This window comes from Tumidithrix helvetica PCC 7403, assembly GCF_965232925.1.
Taxonomy (GTDB): Bacteria; Cyanobacteriota; Cyanobacteriia; order Pseudanabaenales; family Pseudanabaenaceae; genus Tumidithrix; species Tumidithrix helvetica.
Map to the genome: position 1 here is coordinate 227,422 of NZ_CBDDRA010000003.1, position 17,416 is coordinate 244,837.

14 protein-coding genes are annotated in these 17,416 nt (G+C 45.6%); 8 read left to right on the forward strand and 6 right to left on the reverse strand.

Annotation, left to right across the window (positions count from 1 at the left end; genetic code table 11):
- The first annotated feature begins 28 nt into the window (after nt 1–28).
- Together ACP2WE_RS04705 and fabD are read left to right on the forward strand one after the other, a co-directional pair.
- A complete protein-coding gene (locus tag ACP2WE_RS04705; RefSeq protein ID WP_425214429.1) occupies nt 29–520 on the forward strand; it encodes a hypothetical protein in 492 nt (163 codons plus the stop codon).
- Nucleotides 521–685: 165 nt separating this feature from the next.
- On the forward strand, nt 686–1,564 hold the full coding sequence (fabD, locus tag ACP2WE_RS04710; RefSeq protein WP_425214430.1) for an ACP S-malonyltransferase: 879 nt from the start codon (nt 686–688) through the stop codon (nt 1,562–1,564).
- Between the two features lie 191 nt (nt 1,565–1,755).
- Here the strand turns inward: fabD and clpP are convergent, their stop codons facing one another.
- The gene (gene clpP, locus ACP2WE_RS04715) at nt 1,756–2,343 is read right to left on the reverse strand and encodes an ATP-dependent Clp endopeptidase proteolytic subunit ClpP (RefSeq protein WP_425214431.1); all 588 of its coding nucleotides are present in this window, start codon (nt 2,341–2,343) and stop codon (nt 1,756–1,758) included.
- Nucleotides 2,344–2,439: 96 nt separating this feature from the next.
- On the opposite strand from clpP, the gene ACP2WE_RS04720 reads away from it, so the two are divergent.
- The gene (locus tag ACP2WE_RS04720; protein WP_425214432.1) at nt 2,440–4,128 is read left to right on the forward strand and encodes a hypothetical protein; all 1,689 of its coding nucleotides are present in this window, start codon (nt 2,440–2,442) and stop codon (nt 4,126–4,128) included.
- A gap of 482 nt (nt 4,129–4,610) precedes the next feature.
- On the opposite strand, the gene ACP2WE_RS04725 is transcribed toward ACP2WE_RS04720, so the two are convergent.
- From ACP2WE_RS04725 to argJ, 4 genes are all read right to left on the reverse strand, one after another.
- Complete coding sequence (locus ACP2WE_RS04725) at nt 4,611–5,972, reverse strand: FtsX-like permease family protein (protein ID WP_425214433.1); 1,362 nt, start codon at nt 5,970–5,972, stop codon at nt 4,611–4,613.
- A 24-nt stretch (nt 5,973–5,996) separates the two neighbouring features.
- On the reverse strand, nt 5,997–6,842 hold the full coding sequence (locus ACP2WE_RS04730; protein WP_425214434.1) for a Uma2 family endonuclease: 846 nt from the start codon (nt 6,840–6,842) through the stop codon (nt 5,997–5,999).
- Between the two features lie 22 nt (nt 6,843–6,864).
- Nucleotides 6,865–8,076 (reverse strand): HlyD family efflux transporter periplasmic adaptor subunit, encoded by a 1,212-nt coding sequence (locus ACP2WE_RS04735; protein ID WP_425214435.1) that lies wholly within the window; start codon nt 8,074–8,076, stop codon nt 6,865–6,867.
- 210 nt (nt 8,077–8,286) lie between these two features.
- On the reverse strand, nt 8,287–9,501 hold the full coding sequence (argJ, locus tag ACP2WE_RS04740; RefSeq protein ID WP_425214436.1) for a bifunctional glutamate N-acetyltransferase/amino-acid acetyltransferase ArgJ: 1,215 nt from the start codon (nt 9,499–9,501) through the stop codon (nt 8,287–8,289).
- Nucleotides 9,502–9,757: 256 nt separating this feature from the next.
- Between argJ and ACP2WE_RS04745 the strand changes: the two genes are divergently transcribed.
- From ACP2WE_RS04745 to ACP2WE_RS04765, 5 genes are all read left to right on the forward strand, one after another.
- Nucleotides 9,758–10,462, forward strand: a complete 705-nt coding sequence (locus ACP2WE_RS04745; RefSeq protein WP_425214437.1) for a flavin prenyltransferase UbiX — start codon at nt 9,758–9,760, stop codon at nt 10,460–10,462.
- A gap of 4 nt (nt 10,463–10,466) precedes the next feature.
- A complete protein-coding gene (locus tag ACP2WE_RS04750) occupies nt 10,467–10,913 on the forward strand; it encodes a lipopolysaccharide assembly protein LapA domain-containing protein (RefSeq protein WP_425214438.1) in 447 nt (148 codons plus the stop codon).
- A gap of 25 nt (nt 10,914–10,938) precedes the next feature.
- A complete protein-coding gene (locus ACP2WE_RS04755) occupies nt 10,939–12,504 on the forward strand; it encodes a protein kinase domain-containing protein (RefSeq protein WP_425214439.1) in 1,566 nt (521 codons plus the stop codon).
- Between the two features lie 229 nt (nt 12,505–12,733).
- Nucleotides 12,734–14,938 (forward strand): protein kinase domain-containing protein, encoded by a 2,205-nt coding sequence (locus tag ACP2WE_RS04760; RefSeq protein WP_425214440.1) that lies wholly within the window; start codon nt 12,734–12,736, stop codon nt 14,936–14,938.
- 97 nt (nt 14,939–15,035) lie between these two features.
- Nucleotides 15,036–16,469, forward strand: a complete 1,434-nt coding sequence (locus ACP2WE_RS04765; RefSeq protein WP_425214441.1) for a folate/biopterin family MFS transporter — start codon at nt 15,036–15,038, stop codon at nt 16,467–16,469.
- A 21-nt stretch (nt 16,470–16,490) separates the two neighbouring features.
- Here the strand turns inward: ACP2WE_RS04765 and ACP2WE_RS04770 are convergent, their stop codons facing one another.
- The gene (locus ACP2WE_RS04770; protein ID WP_425214442.1) at nt 16,491–17,237 is read right to left on the reverse strand and encodes a DUF6920 family protein; all 747 of its coding nucleotides are present in this window, start codon (nt 17,235–17,237) and stop codon (nt 16,491–16,493) included.
- Nucleotides 17,238–17,416 lie beyond the last annotated feature (179 nt).

Below are 17,416 nucleotides of genomic sequence, written 5' to 3' on the forward strand. Positions count from 1 at the left end.
TGTAAGTAGAGTGCCTGCAAATAAAAAGATGACTTCAAGTAGAGCCAGAGTCTCAGAGCAGTATAAATACGCGGAGCGACCCTCCCAGCGCAGCACCCGACGGTCTCCCGCGCCGCAAAGAAATGTAAAAAATTTACCTCGCCGTTCTTCAGTCCCCTTACCTGCGTGGCTTCAGTTTTTAGTTGCTATCCAAAAGCTCTCGATTACATCGACAGTCATGTTAACTGTAGGTGTTTTTGGCATCTACGGTTGGACGGTCTATGCTCAAGAGTCTTGGAATAACCAGCACAAGAAACTGGAGCAATTGCAACGACAAGAACGTCAATTAACATCAGCAGAAGCATCGCTCAGCTATGACCTGATTAAAAAGTTTCAAACCCAACCAGGTGAATTGGTGCGTGAAAGCCCCGAACGCTCCATATTTCTTGAGAGCGCACCCACAAGACCTAATCGTGCCCCCGCTCCTGTCCCAGCCGATACAGACACAAAAGCAAAATCTCCTACCCCAGTTGGTTACTAAGTCGGATATTTAATGCCAATTCGATATTAAGCTAGTAAGTTAGCTGTTATCGTTTCAAACATTAACCAATTGAATTTATGACGATGAGCCATCAGCACCAGTTGATGGCTTGTTGTTTTGAGAACAGTCTATTTTTAAAATTTCTTTGAGAGTGGTTTAAATTTTATGGCGATCGCATGGGTATTTCCAGGACAGGGCTCACAGGCAGTAGGAATGGGGCTAGACCTACTCGAAGTAGGACAAGAGAAACTAGCTCAAGCCGAGCAAATTTTAGGATGGTCGGTTTCAGAGAAGTGTCAAGCGGAGATTGCTGAACTTTCCAAGACGGAATATACCCAGCCCTGTTTGTATGTGGTTTCTGCGATTTTGCTCGATATTCTCAAAGCCAAAGGCAAAATGCCTGACCTAGTTGCAGGGCACAGTTTAGGTGAATATACCGCCCTCTATTGTGCAGGGGTACTGGACTATGTTACGGGCTTAGAATTGGTCAAAGCGCGATCGCTGTTGATGGCAGAGGTGAGTGGTGGCGCGATGCGAGTTTTGATGGGCTTCGATCGCAGCAAACTAGAAGCGATCGTGGCGGAGATTGATGAGGTAGTGCTTGCCAATGACAATAGTGCCGATCAAGTCGTCATTTCAGGCACACCAGAGGCTATTCAAATTGCATGCGATCGCCTTAAACCCAAACGCGCACTCCCTCTGGCTGTGAGTGGGGCATTCCATTCTCCGATGATGGCAGGTGCTGCCGATAAGTTTGCCGATCTGCTCTTACAAGTTAAATGGCAAGATGCCAAAATACCTGTGCTGTCTAATGTAGAGCCCAATGATGCCACTACTTCAGGGCAAATTTTACGCGATCGGCTCAAACAACAAATGACCTCACCCGTGCGGTGGCGCGAAATCTGCCAGTATCTCTCAACGGAAGGCTATACACAAGCGGTAGAAGTTGGGGCAGGGAAAGTACTCACAGGTTTAATTAAGCGCGCTGCCCCAGGTATAAAATTGGTGAATATCAGTACGCTTGAGCAAGCCAATACCTTTTGAGAAAATCGGAATAGTAAAATTATCGTGAATTTAAACATCCAGTTCCCTCCCTTACCCTGCGGGAAGTCGCTTCGCGGAAGCGTGCAAGGGGGGGAGGGTTAGGGTGGGGTAATTTACCTATTTAACAAGCAATTCCCTATGCATTCAAACGCGAGTCAAAAGCAGTAACGCTCCGAAGATCGAAAGAATTCCTAAAGGGCTTTAGGACGCTGTGTGACAACTTGGTCGATCAGACCATAGGCTTGGGCTTCAACCGCAGACATAAAAAAGTCTCTATCTGTATCTTGAGCAATGCGCTCGATATTCTGACCTGTATGGAAGGCAAGCAGTTCATTAAGGCGAGTCTTATGATAGAGAATTTCTTTAGCTTGAATCTCAATATCGGTAGCTTGCCCCTGAGCGCCCCCTAGTGGCTGGTGAATCATGATGCGGGTGTGAGGCAATGAGAGACGCTTGCCCTTCGTGCCGCCCACTAATAGAAATGCCCCCATACTTGCCGCCAGTCCTACACAGATGGTTGATACATCAGGGCGAATATGCTGCATCGTATCGTAGATTGCCATGCCCGCTGTGACTGAGCCACCTGGGGAATTGATATAGACAAAGATATCTTTTTCAGGATCTTCTGCTTCCAGAAACAATAACTGGGCTACCACGAGGTTAGAAACTGTATCATCAATGGGCTGACCCAAAAAAATGATCCGCTCCCGCAGAAGACGCGAGAAAATGTCGAAAGCGCGTTCACCACGACCAGACTGTTCAATGACGGTTGGGATCATATTTGTTTAGCTTAATTCATCTGTTTTTATTTTACTTCGGCATGTTGGATTGTGACGGGATTGCATGTCAGAATTAAACCTAGGAAATAGATTTATATGCCACGCTTTCAAAGTCGCTTATTTAATTGGATCGATCGATCTCTGCCTGTGCAGCTAGGGCGCAGCGTGAGGACTTTAATTGAAAATTTATTAAATGAAAGGATCGGTAATCCACCCATTAAAGGGCGATCGCCTGCTGCCAAAGCCCTACCCTTCCAAATCGGCAAGCAGATCGGCAAACAAATCGCTAGAGTGTTTTTATATCCTGTTTATATTTTGGGCACTGTTTTAAAGCGTAAGTACCCCCAGTTAAACCCTCAGGCAAATTCACAATCAAATCCTCGATTAAATCCTCAAACTGAGCCGCGATCGCCTAAATACACAAAACAAAGTGATTTTCCCACCGATTCACAATCCCCATCACAAGTAGAATCGCAGGAAACAGATAACCCCATTCAATCTAAAGCTCAGGAAGCGCTACCTAGTAAAAGGGTTCCGCCTATATTGCGCCCATTCCAAAGCATATTTCTGTGGATTTCTCCTCCCACAAGCCTAGAAAAGCTTTCTGAAATGGTTGAGAAACTTGAATCTCAGGAGAAATCGGAACCCTCACAGCCAAAAGCTCTACGCGGCAAAAGAACTCCGCTTTTATTGCGCCCATTCCAAAAGCTAGCTCTGTGGTTTTCTTCGCCTAGCGAGCTTCAAGCTAGCGGCGAATCTACTGAACAGTCTGATTTTATCGAAGGTGAAGTACTGGGAGAATTTCAACCTAAGCTCCTACCCCCACAAAGGATTCCTTTTTTATTACGCCCTTTTGTCAAGATAGTTCTATGGGTAGATCGGACTGGGCTGTTCAACAAGAACTCTTCTAAAAATTCCTTTCCAAATTCTGTCCAAGATCCCGAGTCCCCGCAGGATGCTCCTAATACGGCAGAAACTAATTTTCGGAATGATCCTAGCAGTTCCCATTCGAGCAAAGATGCTTTCAATAAAAACGATACCGCGAATAGACAATTTCTAGAAATCTGGAAACAAACGTTTGCGGCAACTAATTTCCAAACCGATACGGATGGCAATCTCACAAGCAACCAAGCACTGGGCAAAAACGAACGACTCGAGAGAATCAGAGATCTAATTCGAGCCGCGATCGCTTACTTTTTTGCTAAAAGAGTTAACCCCTTAGAACCTGACCCATCTTCCGCAAATCTCCAAACCAGCAGCGAAGAAGCTTGGTTAACCATGGCAGACTTATTTGGCGATGAAGGTGGCCCTTGGCCCGTGCCGATTGAGTATGAATCTATGGCTCTGGCTAGACCCTCTGATTTATTTGCCGTCGATCGTAATAACAGTGTGCTGACCACAAACCCCAAACAAGTAGATGGAGATTTAGTTCAAGCTTTCGATCCGAGTATGGGAGATTTAGTTCAGACTTCTGATTCTAGTCAGGAGAATGGGGATTTGGTTCAAGCAGACGCTAGTAAGGGAGAAATTGTCCTCGACGACCCCAACTATTTGCCCGATTGGGCTGAATATTTAGAAGAGCCCACCCCACCCTTGCGTGCCTGGATCGAGACCCATGCTACCTTTCTGGGATATGCCTATAGTCCGATCATGGAAATTGTGCATTGGCTCGATCGCCTCGTTGCCCGCATCGAGCGATCGTTGATTGGGCTATGGCAAAAGATTACCCGCTTTCCACAATGGTTGGGACAGCTATTCAAGCGAAGAAAGAAAAATGATCGATAATTCGGTTTTGCCTAATTTTGTAATTGCATTTTTTTACAAGCAATTCTCTAGACGCTATATCTCTAAAAGCAATACCGTGAAATGCTGCGATTGAGATCCCATCAGTCTCCGCACAAATTTTAGCCAGTCGCAAAAAACTGCAAATAAGCAAAAGATGGCATCATAGCCGTTTTTGTGCAATGATACAAGCAGTTTGAAATAAGAAAGCCCACTGCTCCCAGTGGGTTAAGCATTTTTGTGTTGAGTGCAGCTATCTTAATCCATTTTCATAATTTGGATGTTAAGTTTTGTTGCGAATTATATAGGGTGAAGTCTCCAAGAATGTTCGGCTCAAATGGGCTAAAGCAGTCAAAGATGCTTCACCCTATTGCATGAAAATATAAGGTAGCGGTTAGAGACTTTGAAGATATTGTACGGATAAGCTCAACGTTGGCTGTGGCTCCGCGCAACCAACGTTGGGACTTTAATTTAGGGAAAATCCCTTAGCCAAAGATCTCAGCTGGGTCAGCAGAATGGACTTTACGCAGAGAGATAAAGCCAGAGATACAACACATCACAACGGTCAGCGTTAAAACAAACCAGACTTTCCACCAGTTGTCACTATTCATGTAGAGAGGCAGTCTGGTTGCGTTTCTAGTTAAGTCGTAGAGCAGCCAGCAAATGATTAGTCCTGGGATAAAGCCCAAAAAAGATAATGCGAAGGCTTCTTGGATCACCACCTTAGAAAGATAGAAGTTACTGTAGCCCATTGCCTTGAGCGTGGCATATTCAGCCATGTGATCGGAGACATCGGTATAGAGAATTTGGTATACGATCACAATGCCTACGATAAAGCCCATGATCGTACCCAATGTGAAAATAAACCCGATCGCCGTACTCTTTTGCCAGTAACTCTTTTCAAAGTTTCTAAACCCCTCCATGGTCAGAATGCGCGTATCATCAACGGTCACATCTGCTGCTTCTTTAATATCATCAAAGGTCAAATCCTTTTTATCAATGGAAACTCTATCTTTATCTGAAGGAACTTCTTTGACTCTCTTGCCATCAGCTTTGAGATGCCCTCTTTTTGTCAATACGACAGTTTCACCTGGTAGACCTTTGACAATATCTGCGATTGTGTTGAATGGAGACACATTGGGCTTCAGGTTTATCAAAGCAACATTAATTAGCCCTGCTTTGCGTTTCTCTAAAATCCTGAGAAAGTTGGTGTCGCTGGTAATGATTGCACCGTCAGCCGCAAAGGATGAACCTAGCTCAAATAGTCCACCTATTTTGACTTTGCGGTTATCGACCTCTCTTGTGACGATGTTTTTGCACTGAAACGCCTCAGCCGTATAAAGAGTCTTTAGCTCATCCACACCACACTCTGCAACGATTGGGCCAAACTCAATGCGCGAGCTGCGATCGAATAAAATCACATCCTGCTGTTGAACCTGACTCATAACCTCCACTGTTCCCGGCATTTTAAATACATTCGCCGCAGGATTTGCTCCCAACACAAGAATGTTGCGGGTTTTGCCAGCTGGGTCTTCTTTGACTTTCCATGAGGACAAGCCAATATAAAGCGCGTTGACCGACTCGACCCCTTCATACTTTAAGGCTTGATACATCCGCCGTTGTGAAAAATTGCGCATCCCCACAAGATTGGTTGATTGGGGGCTAATCAAAACGATATCCCCCACCAAGTTGCTCTGCAAACGAATGGCACTGGTAAACAGGGCATCTTGGAAACCGACCTGCATAAACATCAGAACCACGGCAAAGGTTATGCCCGCGATCGCGACCAGTAAGCGGCTTTTCTCGTAGGTTAGTTGCAGCCAAGCAAGGGGAACAGCAAAGATCATAACTTTCAGGTTTTGCGATAAGAATTACAAGTTGCTAGGATCTTCACCTAGTTCTAAGAGTCTGGCAGCTAGACGTTCAGCCCTACGTTTTGCCTCAATGACTTTTCGTTCGGCTTCATCGGCTTTTTGTTTTGCCTCATTAGCTTTTAGTTCAGCTTCATTAGCTTTTAGTTCAGCTTCATTAGCTTTTAGCTCGGCTTCATCAGCTTTGAGTTGGGCTGCTTCTTCTGGCAAGAGGACTAAATTACCTGCTTGATCGTAAAAACGTAGCCAGATACATGGATCTCGCCCAACCGTACCTTCCCAAGTTCCTAACCAAAAGCCAAGGGTTTCGCTCCATAGCCAGCCTTTCTCGTTAGGAACAAGTGGCTGATATTTTTGATTGGAGTCAATGTGCCAACCTTCCAAAGAGTTAGGATCGAATGGGTTGTACACGAAATAATCTGGCGTGCGGAAAGTACGTTCGTAGAGTGCCTTTTTCACAGTTTTGTCAATTACAGCCGTGCTAGACGACGTCAATTCCACAATGACATCGGGGTAGCGTCCATTTTCTAACCATACGACCCAACCCTCACGAGTGTAGCTGCCGTCAATGTCCAGCACCGCAAAAAAATCGGGTCCGCGAAAGTCTTTGTTAAAGACTTGTTTATCACTGAAATAAATAAACATGTTGCCGCCCGTAAAATAGTCTTGGCGATCGCTCCATGCTTGTTGCAGCGATCGAATTAAGACATTCATTGCATTGCGGTGGCGGTTTGTTTCCAAGGGTTCACCATCATCAAAAATTAAGTCTGTGGGTGGAGATGGTGGCTGCCATTCTAAAGTTGAGGCAGGTTGTAATTCTGGCTGTAGAGCGATTTCTACGGACATACCAAGCACCTCTATGTTTAATTTATCGCGTGTTGATCTTGACAGCAATTTGAGAATTGGTCAGTCCAGACACCTTTTTACTATCATCCAAGCGAATTTTAACTTCGATAATGCGTACATCGGTCTTAGCCGCAGGGTCAGTCCCTAGCACATCATTTTTGGCAATGCGCAAACCGATCTGATCGACCGTGCCTGAGATTTCACCCTCAAAGGCTCTGCTGTTAGAAGCGATCGTGGCTTTTTGTCCAATCTTGATTTTATTGATATCAGTTTCGTACACTTCCGCCACAGCATACATTTGCTGGGTATTGCCTAGCTCTACCACACCATCTGCCCCCACCACTTCACCAAGCTTAGAATGAACTTTCAGCACCTGTCCGCTAATGGGGGCGCGTACTTGAGACAGATCTAAATCGACTTGGGCGCTTTTCACTTTTACGATGGCTGACTGCAACGCTGCCTCTGCAACACGAATATCCACAGGTCGAACTTCGGCTGTACTGCTAAGTTGCCCCTGGGCTTGCATAAACTGTTGCTGCGCTTGATTGAGTTGTTCGCCTAAAGATCTGACTTTGATGGCATAGCTATCCAAGGTAAAAGCCGAAGCAGCACCTTCTTTATAGAGAAGCTCATAGCGCTTGTAGTCAACCACAGCTTTGTCAAATTCCACCTTGGCACGCTCTACATTTGCCCTTGCTGCCAAAACATTACTCTGTTGCGCTTGAATGTCGCCTGACTTTGCCCCAGCTTTTACCTGTTCTAATTTTTCTGCTGCTTCTTGAGCCTGACTCTGGGCTTGCGCCAAAGCTGCCTGGTTTTTAAAGTAACTATCTAAAACGGCAATCACATCATCTTGCTTCACCATGTCGCCTTCTTTAACCATCAACCTCACAATGCGAGAAGTTCCCAACGCCGATGGCGAGGCAACTTTAATCACTTCTCCTTGTGGTTCTAAACGGCCTAAAGCAGTAATGATTGCATCCGCCTCTGCGGTCTTGGTTCCTAGGATTTTTGTATCACCCGCTGATGGCTGCGATTTACTACCGAGCAACCCGATCGCATACCAAGCCCCCAGCCCTAACGAGGCAGCACCCACAACGATCAGAGGAATTAGCCATTTATTCCTATTTTTGGGGAAAGGGGTGGTAATTTTGGCACCAGGGAGAATTTCTGATTGCTTGGCAGGTTGAATTTCTGATGGACTATCGTTTTCGCGCTCAATCTGAGTATCCAAGTAGCACACTCCTTTGACTTAGGTGAGAATGTATTAGCACACAACCACTGTTTTTGGAACAGATTGATTGAAACTACTACATTTTAGTCAATCTCTTAAACAAACTAACTTGTCACCAAAAGGTGACAAGTTAGTTTAATCATAAATCAAGTTATTGTTTTTGGCGAATTAAAACACTTTGCCTATTCAGCAAGTCGCTCATCAATAGGTCTAGGTTGTGTACTCAGCATTGATCTTGACGTAGTCGTAGCTCAGATCGCAGCCCCAAGCAGTGCCTACACCATCCCCATCCCCCACACTGACCGCAATCTGCACCGTAGGATTTTTAAGATAGTTACTGGCGGCGTTGCGATCGTAGTCTTGGGGCGATCCATCTGCCATCATCACAAACTCACCGAGGTGAATATTAAGCTTGTTCTGATCGAAATTTACGCCCGATCGCCCTGCGGCGGCGGCAATTCTGCCCCAGTTAGGATCGCGACCAAACACGGCTGATTTAACCAGCGAGGAACCCACAATGGTTTTGGCAATTTGTCTGGCGGCAGTTTGATCGGCTGCACCGCTAACAGTTACTTCAATCAGACAGGTTGCACCTTCACCATCCCGCGCGATCGCTTTGGCGAGATAAACACCCACCTCTGTCAACATCGCCTCCAATTGCTTTGCTTCAGAGGATGCGGCATCCGTAATTTCTGGAGCACCAGACTGCCCGTTGTTGAGGGCAACCAGCATATCGTTTGTACTGGTATCGCCATCGACGGTGACTTGGTTAAAGCTATTGTCCGCCACACGGCTTACCATGTCTTGCCAGAGTGCTGGCGCAACCGCCGCATCACAGGTGACAAAGGCAAGCATCGTCGCCATATTGGGGTGAATCATGCCCGAACCTTTACAGATGCCCCCAATCCGAATCGTATGACCAGAGATCTCACCTTCGAGAGCAATGGACTTGGTAACGGTATCGGTGGTCACGATCGCTTTAGCCGCATTGTCTCCCCCCTCTGCCGAGAGTGCCTCTGCCACCTTCACAATTCCTGGGCGCATTAAGTCCATGCGTAGCTGTTTGCCAATTACCCCCGTGGAGGCAACCATTACCCCTTCTTCAATCCCCAACGCTTTTTGCACGAGTTCGGCACATTCCACGGCATTGAGCCAACCTTCTTCGCCAGTGCTGGCATTGGCTTGCCCCGCATTTACGAGGATAGCTTTTACTTTTACACCTGACTGCAAAACTTGGCGATTAAAGTCTACGCAAGCAGCCCGAACGCAAGATTTTGTAAATACGCCTGCGGCGATCGCAGGCACATCAGAGACTATCAGTGCCAAATCGGGCGCACCAGATGGTTTTAGTCCTGCTGTGATACCTGCGGCTTTGTAGCCTTTTGCTGCCGTCACATTCCCAGAAATCTCACGCCACTCTGACATAGGTCTTTACTCAAGAATTTACAAAGGTCTATCAGATTATACGCAAGCCTGAAATGGCGAATGAATCAAAAATATCAATAGCGATCGCCAATCCGATCTCAAGCCTAATTTCAACATCCTCAATTCCTCGCGAGTAAAATAACCAGTTAAATTGCGAATAGACTAGACTAGGCAGGCGATCGCAACCTACCGAATCGCAACATCATCGAAATAACAATGTCAATCATCCCAGCCAAAGCAATTGAACGTCTAACTCATGGATAATCTGCCGAAAGATCGACCGATCGCCATGGGTGTTTCTGGGGCATCAGGCATGATCTATGCCGTGCGATCGCTCAAGTTTTTACTCGCCAACCACTACAGAGTAGAGCTAGTTACCTCTAAAGCCGCAATCATGGTGTGGCAGTCCGAAAATTTAGGCACAATGCCCAGCAATCCCAAGCAGCAAGAACAATTTTGGCGCGATCGCTGTCAAGAAAATAGCGGGCATCTCACCTGTCATTCCTGGTCTGACATTGGGGCTAATATTGCAAGCGGTTCATTTCGGACTTTGGGCATGGTGGTCGCACCATGCAGCATGGCAACTGTGGCAAAAATTGCCCATGGGCTAAGTTCGGACTTGCTCGAACGGGCTGCTGACGTTCATCTCAAGGAAGGTCGTAAGTTGGTAATTGTGCCGAGAGAAACCCCCTTAAGCTTAATTCACCTCCGCAACCTTACCGCCCTAGCAGAAGCAGGTGCGAGGATTGTGCCAGCAATTCCCGCTTGGTATCATCAGCCGCGTACAATTGAAGATCTAGTAGATTTTGTCGTGGCACGTACCTTTGACCAGTTAGACATAGATGCAGATATCATTAATCGTTGGCAAGGCAGAACCAGTTCAGTCCCCATCGATTCAGTCGATCCAATTCATTCAATCTCAGCTATCCCTCCAGATCGGCGAATAGAGGAATACACTTAGAACTATGGCTAGAGATCGATTCGCTAAAACCTCACTCCCCATCGGTCGCCTCATCCTTTTAGGTTGTGCGATTGCCTTCTTGGCTGCAATATTTATCCAGAACTTACAACCGCTGGTCAGCATATTTTTCTTGGGGCAAGCCACCATGGCGATACCCCTCAGCCTAGCGATGCTCGTTGCCTTTATCAGTGGCGCGATCGCGGCGGCGGCGATCAACTGGATTAGCGATTGGTTACGTCGTCGGGCGATCGCGGCAGTAAGAGACGAATACGAAGAAGATGATGACGAGGATTACGAGGAAGATGACGATGAAACCGTTGAATATGGAAAGACAACTAAGCAGCGAGAAACAACTCGAAGAGCGACGAATGATTCGCTTCGGTATGATGACGGGGAACAGGTAATTGATGTCAAATATATCAGGGACATCGAGCGTCCAGATGATTTTTAATCTTCCTGTTGGGTGAGAGAAAAATATGGTAGGACAGACATTAAAAGGACGCTACAAGATCGTCCAAGAATTAGCCGCAGGTGGATTTGCTCAAACCTATCTTGCTGAAGATCTTCAGCTACCTAAATATTCAAGATGTGTAGTCAAGCATCTCAATCCCAACAATAACGATCCGCTATTTATCAGTAAAGCACTAGAACTATTTAAGGTCGAAGCAGAAACGCTTCAAGATTTAGGCAAGCACGATCAGATTCCGCAGTTATATGCTTCTATCCAAGAAGATAACGAATGGTATCTCGTTCAAGAATTTATTGAAGGTCATCCCATCAGTGTAGAAATTCCGCCTGGCAGTCAAGTAGCAGAATCTAGAGTTATAAAGCTCGTGCGCGATGTTCTAGAAATCTTAGAATTTGTGCATAGCCGTGGTGTAATTCACCGCGATATCAAGCCGGGAAACCTGATTAGACGACATAGCGACGATAAGATCGTTCTGATCGATTTTGGTACGGTGAAACAAGTGCAAGCAGATGCGATCGGCGCGAATAGCAGGCGCAAAGGAACTCTGCCAATTGGAACACCAGGCTATATGTCACTCGAGCAATCCCATGGGAAGTCTTCTACTAATAGCGATATTTTTGCTTTAGGCATGGTGGCATTACAGGCATTATCGGGAATGCACCCCAAGCAATTTTTGCGCGAAGACTCAGGAGAAATAGAATGGCGCAACTATGCCAAGGTTAGCAATGAGTTTGGCGAAATTCTCGAAAAAATGATCAGCTATAATCCCATGGTTCGCTATCAAACCGTCGATCGCGTTCTCCAAGACTTAAATCAGTTACCCTATTTACTTTCGCTTCAACCATTCGACCGAGATTCCATTCAGTTCTCTTCGCCTCCTATCCATTCCAAACCCCATTTTACTTACAATCCTTGGCAGATTCTCACTGGCGTAGGAGTGACTGTAATTGCCGCGATCGCGGTGTTAAATTTCTTGAGACCCTCTACGATGCCCCCAGAGGGAGTCAATCCATCCTCTGATCCAGTCACAAATGCTTCCACCTCGGCTACACCCGACCTCAATAATGACTCGCTCAATAACCATGTCAAACCCCAGATCCCAAAAGGAGCTATAGACTACAATCCATTGCGCAATTTTCTCAAGCAAGGCAACTTACAGGCTGCTGATATGGAAACTTACAATCTCATCCTGCGATTAGCGGGGGATAAGTCCTATGGAGATGGAACGTTCCATCCTGATGAGTTAAATAACCTCTCTTGCGCAGGACTGGTACTGATCGATCAGCTTTGGAGTCAAGCCAGTAACGGCAACTTGGGTTTCAGCGCTCAAAAAAAGATCTACGAATCTGAGGGAAAAGACTGGCAAAAAATGTATAGCAAAGTCGGCTGGCGATCGCTTACAGGTGAATGGCTGATCGATACGCGCTACGAGCGCCAAAAGTCTCGTTGGGAGTATTTAGAAGGTCGTCTGCCCAATTTCCAAGCACCCCCACCTGGACATTTACCTTTTGTGTTTCGAGAAGAGTCGGGTCAAAGTCTTGACAGAAATATATTCTTACAGAAATGCTTTTAACCAAGAATTCATATTGACTTGAAATTACGCTATTATTCCCCACAGTTGAAGTAAGGCTTTGAAATTATTCGTAAACGATCTTTGAAACCATGAAGCTTAAGCTTTATGCGATCGCTTCGATTTCTTAAAAGTAACGACATCTTTTAGCGACTCCTTGCGATTGTACGGGTGAGAATGTCAGACTAGGCAGTAAAGAAACTTAACCGAACCTTCCCCACTACCAAAGTTTATGTTGGGAACAACCCTGGCAGGTCATTATAAAATTACTAAACACCTTGGTGGTGGTGGCTTTAGCCAAACTTTTATTGCTGAAGACCAACACTTACCTGGTAAGCCGACCTGTATTATCAAGCAGCTAAAACCCGTTTCTGCCCGTGAAGGGGTGTTAAAGGTTGCCAGAGATTTATTTGATAAAGAAGCCAAGGTTTTGTACAGACTGGGCAGACATGACCGAATTCCCAGCCTTTTGGCTCACTTTGAGCAAGATGAAGAATTTTTTCTGGCGCAGGAAATGGTGGAAGGTCATGTGCTCAGCCAAGAAATTCGTCGGCATCAGTGTTTTAAAGAAGACTACGTGCTTGCATTGCTGAGCGATCTGATGATTACCCTTGATTTTGTCCATAAACAACAGGTAATTCACCGAGACATTAAACCTTCTAACCTGATTCGGCGCAAGCAAGATGGCAAGATCGTCTTGATCGATTTTGGCGCAGTTAAAGAAGTCAGCACCCAAGCCATTGCATCTGACAAGGCTGAAAGCAATACCTACTCTGGTTTAATCATAGGTTCACCAGGCTATATGCCCAACGAACAATATGGTGGTAAAGCACAGTTTGCCAGTGATATTTACGCAGTCGGTGTGATTTGCATTCAAGCACTCACAGGGTTGAACGCGACAGAAATTCCTGACGATCAAAGAACGAGTGAGTTTGTCTGGCGAGATCAGGTGATCGCTTCACCTGCCTTGCTCGATGTCATTGATAAAATGGTGCGTTTTGATTGGAGGCAGCGCTATCAAACGGCTTTAGAGGTATTGCACGTAGTTCAGCAAATTTCGCCTCAAGTCGCAACCAACGATCTGAGCGATCGAGGCTCGATCGCTCCTTTTGTAGATGAGTCACTTCCCAGCGCACCCAACCCACCCAGTTTACCAACGCGACCCAAACATGGAAGCCTTGCAGAAATCGGTATTTCTACCAATATCAATCAAAAAGTTTCTGTCAAACAAGTTAGTGAAGAATTAGGAAAGTTTGAAGATTTAGTCCGTGCTAAAAAGTTACTATGTCTTGTCTGTACTGGCATTTTAGAAAACGATATTAACCGTTTAGAAAACTTTACCCTTTCTGAACTGATCGAAGATATATACGAACAAAATCCTACAGCAGAACAATTAAAAAGTAGCTTAGTCGATCATGTCAGAACCTTAACGGTTAGCAGGCAGAAACAATATCTCTATGTTGCCAAAACCATCTTTAATGCGGTTTTAAAATTATATGAAAATCAGCCGTCTCCCACAACAGCGATCGCCCCAACCAAAAGCTTCTCGCAACAAAATCTGGACATCTCATCTCGGTTAAATAGCCCTTACTTTCAGGTCGCTCAAGAGCTACAAGCCGATCCCAGCTATCTCAGAATCAAGAAACTCATCCTCTATGTTTGTAGAGACATTTGGGAGAACGATATTAATCAGTTAAACCAGATTGAATTGATCGATCTATTGACAGAAATTATTGAATTTACCCCAACTTTGAAAAAGCTTGAAGAATTGCTTTTTGGGGTTGCCGAGACTTTATCAAAGCCTGCGGAATACAGCGCGATCGCAAACATCATCATTGACAAACTAGAAAAGATTTATCTGCCTAGTCAAGATATCGTACCGACAAATCTTCACAAAAATCAGAAAAATGATGATGCGAATGCCGATCGAGATCTGCAAACCCAATCTGATAGCAAACAGAAATTCGATCCTACGCTTTTAATCGATTTATTTGATTTGCGATTAGAACTCATGCGATTTGCAAATCCATTGAGGACAAAAATTTTACTGTTCTCGGTGTTGCATTACCCATTTTTTATCGGTAAGAATGACTGGTCAGATATTCGCACCCAAACCCTCGACAACCTACTGCGGGCACTCTTTTGTGCCTATGAGTCTGAGTTTGAAGCAGAGAAAAAACTGATTCAGGTTGCCCATTCGCTCGAAGAACCCGAACAGTACGGACAAGTAGTCAGGTATGTAGTTCGCGTCGTAAAACCGCTTTATGCAAAACTGACTGAGTTATGTATGCGACACCCCTTAGAGGAAAAAGGTCGCTTTTCTGCAAAAAATATTTTACGAGTCACTGCTCTGAATGCGCCGCACTATAAAGATGCTACGCAACTAAATAGAGCTAACCCTGAGGATGAAGACGAGCAGACCTGTCGGTTTATCTAGATTTCTGTCGATCGATGATTCGTATAACTTAGGGCTTATGGTATCGATCGGAAAAATGTGATTAAAATATAGACGGGTTGATATTTCTTAATAAATCGTGCAAATCCAATCAAACTGGGCGAGTTGGTTTCGGGGACGCAAATTCGATCTAGAGCTAGGGGCGATCGCGCTGGTGTACTTTGTACAGGGTGCTTTAGGTATCGCGCATTTGGCAGTCAGCTTTTTTCTCAAAGATGAGTTGAACCTAGGTCCTGCTGAGGTTTCGTCCTTGGTGGGCATTGCCATGTTGCCTTGGACGGTTAAGCCCCTCTATGGTCTGATCTCCGATGGCTTCCCCATTTTTGGTTACAGACGCCGCCCCTATTTGATCCTGTCAAGCGTGATGGGGGTATCGGCTTGGTTGTGCATGGCTTTTTTTGTATCTACGCCTCTGACTGCCCTGATCGCGATCGCCCTAGGTTCGCTATCTATTGCCTTTTCGGATGCCATTATTGATGCTCTGGTGGTGCAACGTGCCAGATTAGAAAGCGAAGGCGATGCGGGCTCTTTACAGTCCTTTGGTTGGGCGGCAATGTCCGTGGGTGCGATCGCTTCGGCATATTTAAGTGGCTCCCTGCTCGAACATTTTGGCTCTAGGTTTGTCTTTGAAATCACGGCAGTTTTGCCTTTGTTAGTGGGTTTTGCCGCCTTTGCGATCGTCGATATTCCAATTGGCAAATTGTTGACGCAATCCTCTAACGAATCAATCCCAGGATCGACGCAGGAATTACCAGACGATTTAGCGGAGAATCCTTCTTCCTTTGCGATCGTGTCGCAACAACTCAAGCAACTTCGCAAAGCCTTTATGAGCAAGCAAATTTGGTTGCCTGCGGCTTTTGTGTTTTTGTGGCAAGCCACGCCAACCGCAGATTCAGCTTTCTTTTTCTTTACCACCAACGAGCTAAAGTTCAATCCCGAATTTTTGGGAACGGTGCGTCTGGTGACTAGTGTGGCAGGGCTATTTGGTGTTTGGATATTTCAAAGATTTCTCAAAGCCGTGCCCATGCGCCAGATCTTTTTATGGACAACAGTTATTTCGGCGGTTTTGGGGATGACTAGCCTGTTATTGGTAACTCATGCCAATCGTGCGATCGGCATTGACGATCGCTGGTTTAGCTTAGGGGACAGTCTTGTTCTCACCGTTGCTGGAAGAATTGCGTTTATGCCAGTTTTAGTTTTAGCGGCAAGGCTCTGCCCCGAGGGCATTGAGGCAACCCTATTTGCGCTGTTGATGTCGGTGGTCAATGTATCCTCACTGTTTTCCTATCAGTTTGGGGCGGCGCTTACCCATTGGTTGGGAATCACAGATACGAATTTTGATAACCTCTGGCTGTTGGTTGCGATCGCGAATCTCAGCACGTTGCTTCCGTTGCCTCTATTAAGTTGGCTGCCTGACGATAGTTCGGCTTCGGCAAAGCAATTGGACTCAAGCCCATCCATCGAAATTGTCACGTTAGAAGTGGAAAAACCAGAAGTAGTTTCGAGTTTGTAGAAAACACTTCCTTTTGCGCCACTATCTATAGATTGCATCATCAATCGTGACCCTAAAAAACTCACCCTCTGGCTCAAATCTGTCAGTACCAAAGTACCATCCAATTCTTAGTTGGGTTGGAATGGTGTAGCCACTAAATTTACCTTCTGCTTCCACAATGCCACCAAAATCTTCATAGCGATAATCAATTCCATTTAGATTATTCCATCGCTGCATCTTGAGAGACTTAAGCCCACCCATGTCATCAATGGTGAAATCGAGTTCCGTTTTCTCGCCTTGTACCGCAAAATCAGGGTATAGATGGGATGAGTTTTTTACTGCCCAAGATGTTTCGCGATCGCAGAGCGCAGAGGGCAACCACACGGACTCCGCTTGCATACGCCCAATCGCCGATCTTGTAATATCAGCCCCAGATGCAGTCATCATGGGGAATAGACCTAAAAGCTTCCATTTCATCGCACCAACGCGATCGATCAGCCGATCTGAGCCAATAATCGGTAAGCCATACATGCGGACTGTGGCATTCCAGATTAAGCCACGATTCCAGCAAATTACTTGTTCTGCTTTGAAGGGTAGCCAATCTTTTAGTTTGATCTCACCGTGCATCTTTAATCGCACCGCTGATGCAAGTTTGGTGTCAGGCGCGATCGCATGTTCGAGATATCGTCTAACGGCTTCTGGACAGTCTAAAAATTCGTCTGGGTGAAAGACATGCTGACCAAGTGTTGCTGACGCCCACAATTCATCGAGGGTTATCTCTTTCGTCATGAGTTGTCTCTAGCCTTTGGCGACTACATTTCTATTTTACTAGAAATCATTTTTGGATGTCAGGATATACTAAATCTGCGATCGCTTAGCAATCTGCTTACTCAATTATGTTTACCAAATTACGCATTCAAAACTTTAAATCGTGGGCTGACTTTCACATAACTGTTTTGCTTGGCGTG

What these genes read in the sequence shown, in the direction of transcription:
- ACP2WE_RS04760 (WP_425214440.1), top strand. Translation starts at nt 12,734, where the DNA reads ATGTTGGGAACAACCCTGGCAGGTCATTATAAAATTACTAAACACCTT.
- ACP2WE_RS04720 (WP_425214432.1), top strand. Translation starts at nt 2,440, where the DNA reads ATGCCACGCTTTCAAAGTCGCTTATTTAATTGGATCGATCGATCTCTG.
- ACP2WE_RS04750 (WP_425214438.1), top strand. Translation starts at nt 10,467, where the DNA reads ATGGCTAGAGATCGATTCGCTAAAACCTCACTCCCCATCGGTCGCCTC.
- ACP2WE_RS04725 (WP_425214433.1), bottom strand. Translation starts at nt 5,972, where the DNA reads ATGATCTTTGCTGTTCCCCTTGCTTGGCTGCAACTAACCTACGAGAAA.
- ACP2WE_RS04770 (WP_425214442.1), bottom strand. Translation starts at nt 17,237, where the DNA reads ATGACGAAAGAGATAACCCTCGATGAATTGTGGGCGTCAGCAACACTT.
- ACP2WE_RS04745 (WP_425214437.1), top strand. Translation starts at nt 9,758, where the DNA reads ATGGATAATCTGCCGAAAGATCGACCGATCGCCATGGGTGTTTCTGGG.
- ACP2WE_RS04755 (WP_425214439.1), top strand. Translation starts at nt 10,939, where the DNA reads ATGGTAGGACAGACATTAAAAGGACGCTACAAGATCGTCCAAGAATTA.
- argJ (WP_425214436.1), bottom strand. Translation starts at nt 9,501, where the DNA reads ATGTCAGAGTGGCGTGAGATTTCTGGGAATGTGACGGCAGCAAAAGGC.
- fabD (WP_425214430.1), top strand. Translation starts at nt 686, where the DNA reads ATGGCGATCGCATGGGTATTTCCAGGACAGGGCTCACAGGCAGTAGGA.
- clpP (WP_425214431.1), bottom strand. Translation starts at nt 2,343, where the DNA reads ATGATCCCAACCGTCATTGAACAGTCTGGTCGTGGTGAACGCGCTTTC.
- ACP2WE_RS04705 (WP_425214429.1), top strand. Translation starts at nt 29, where the DNA reads ATGACTTCAAGTAGAGCCAGAGTCTCAGAGCAGTATAAATACGCGGAG.
- ACP2WE_RS04730 (WP_425214434.1), bottom strand. Translation starts at nt 6,842, where the DNA reads ATGTCCGTAGAAATCGCTCTACAGCCAGAATTACAACCTGCCTCAACT.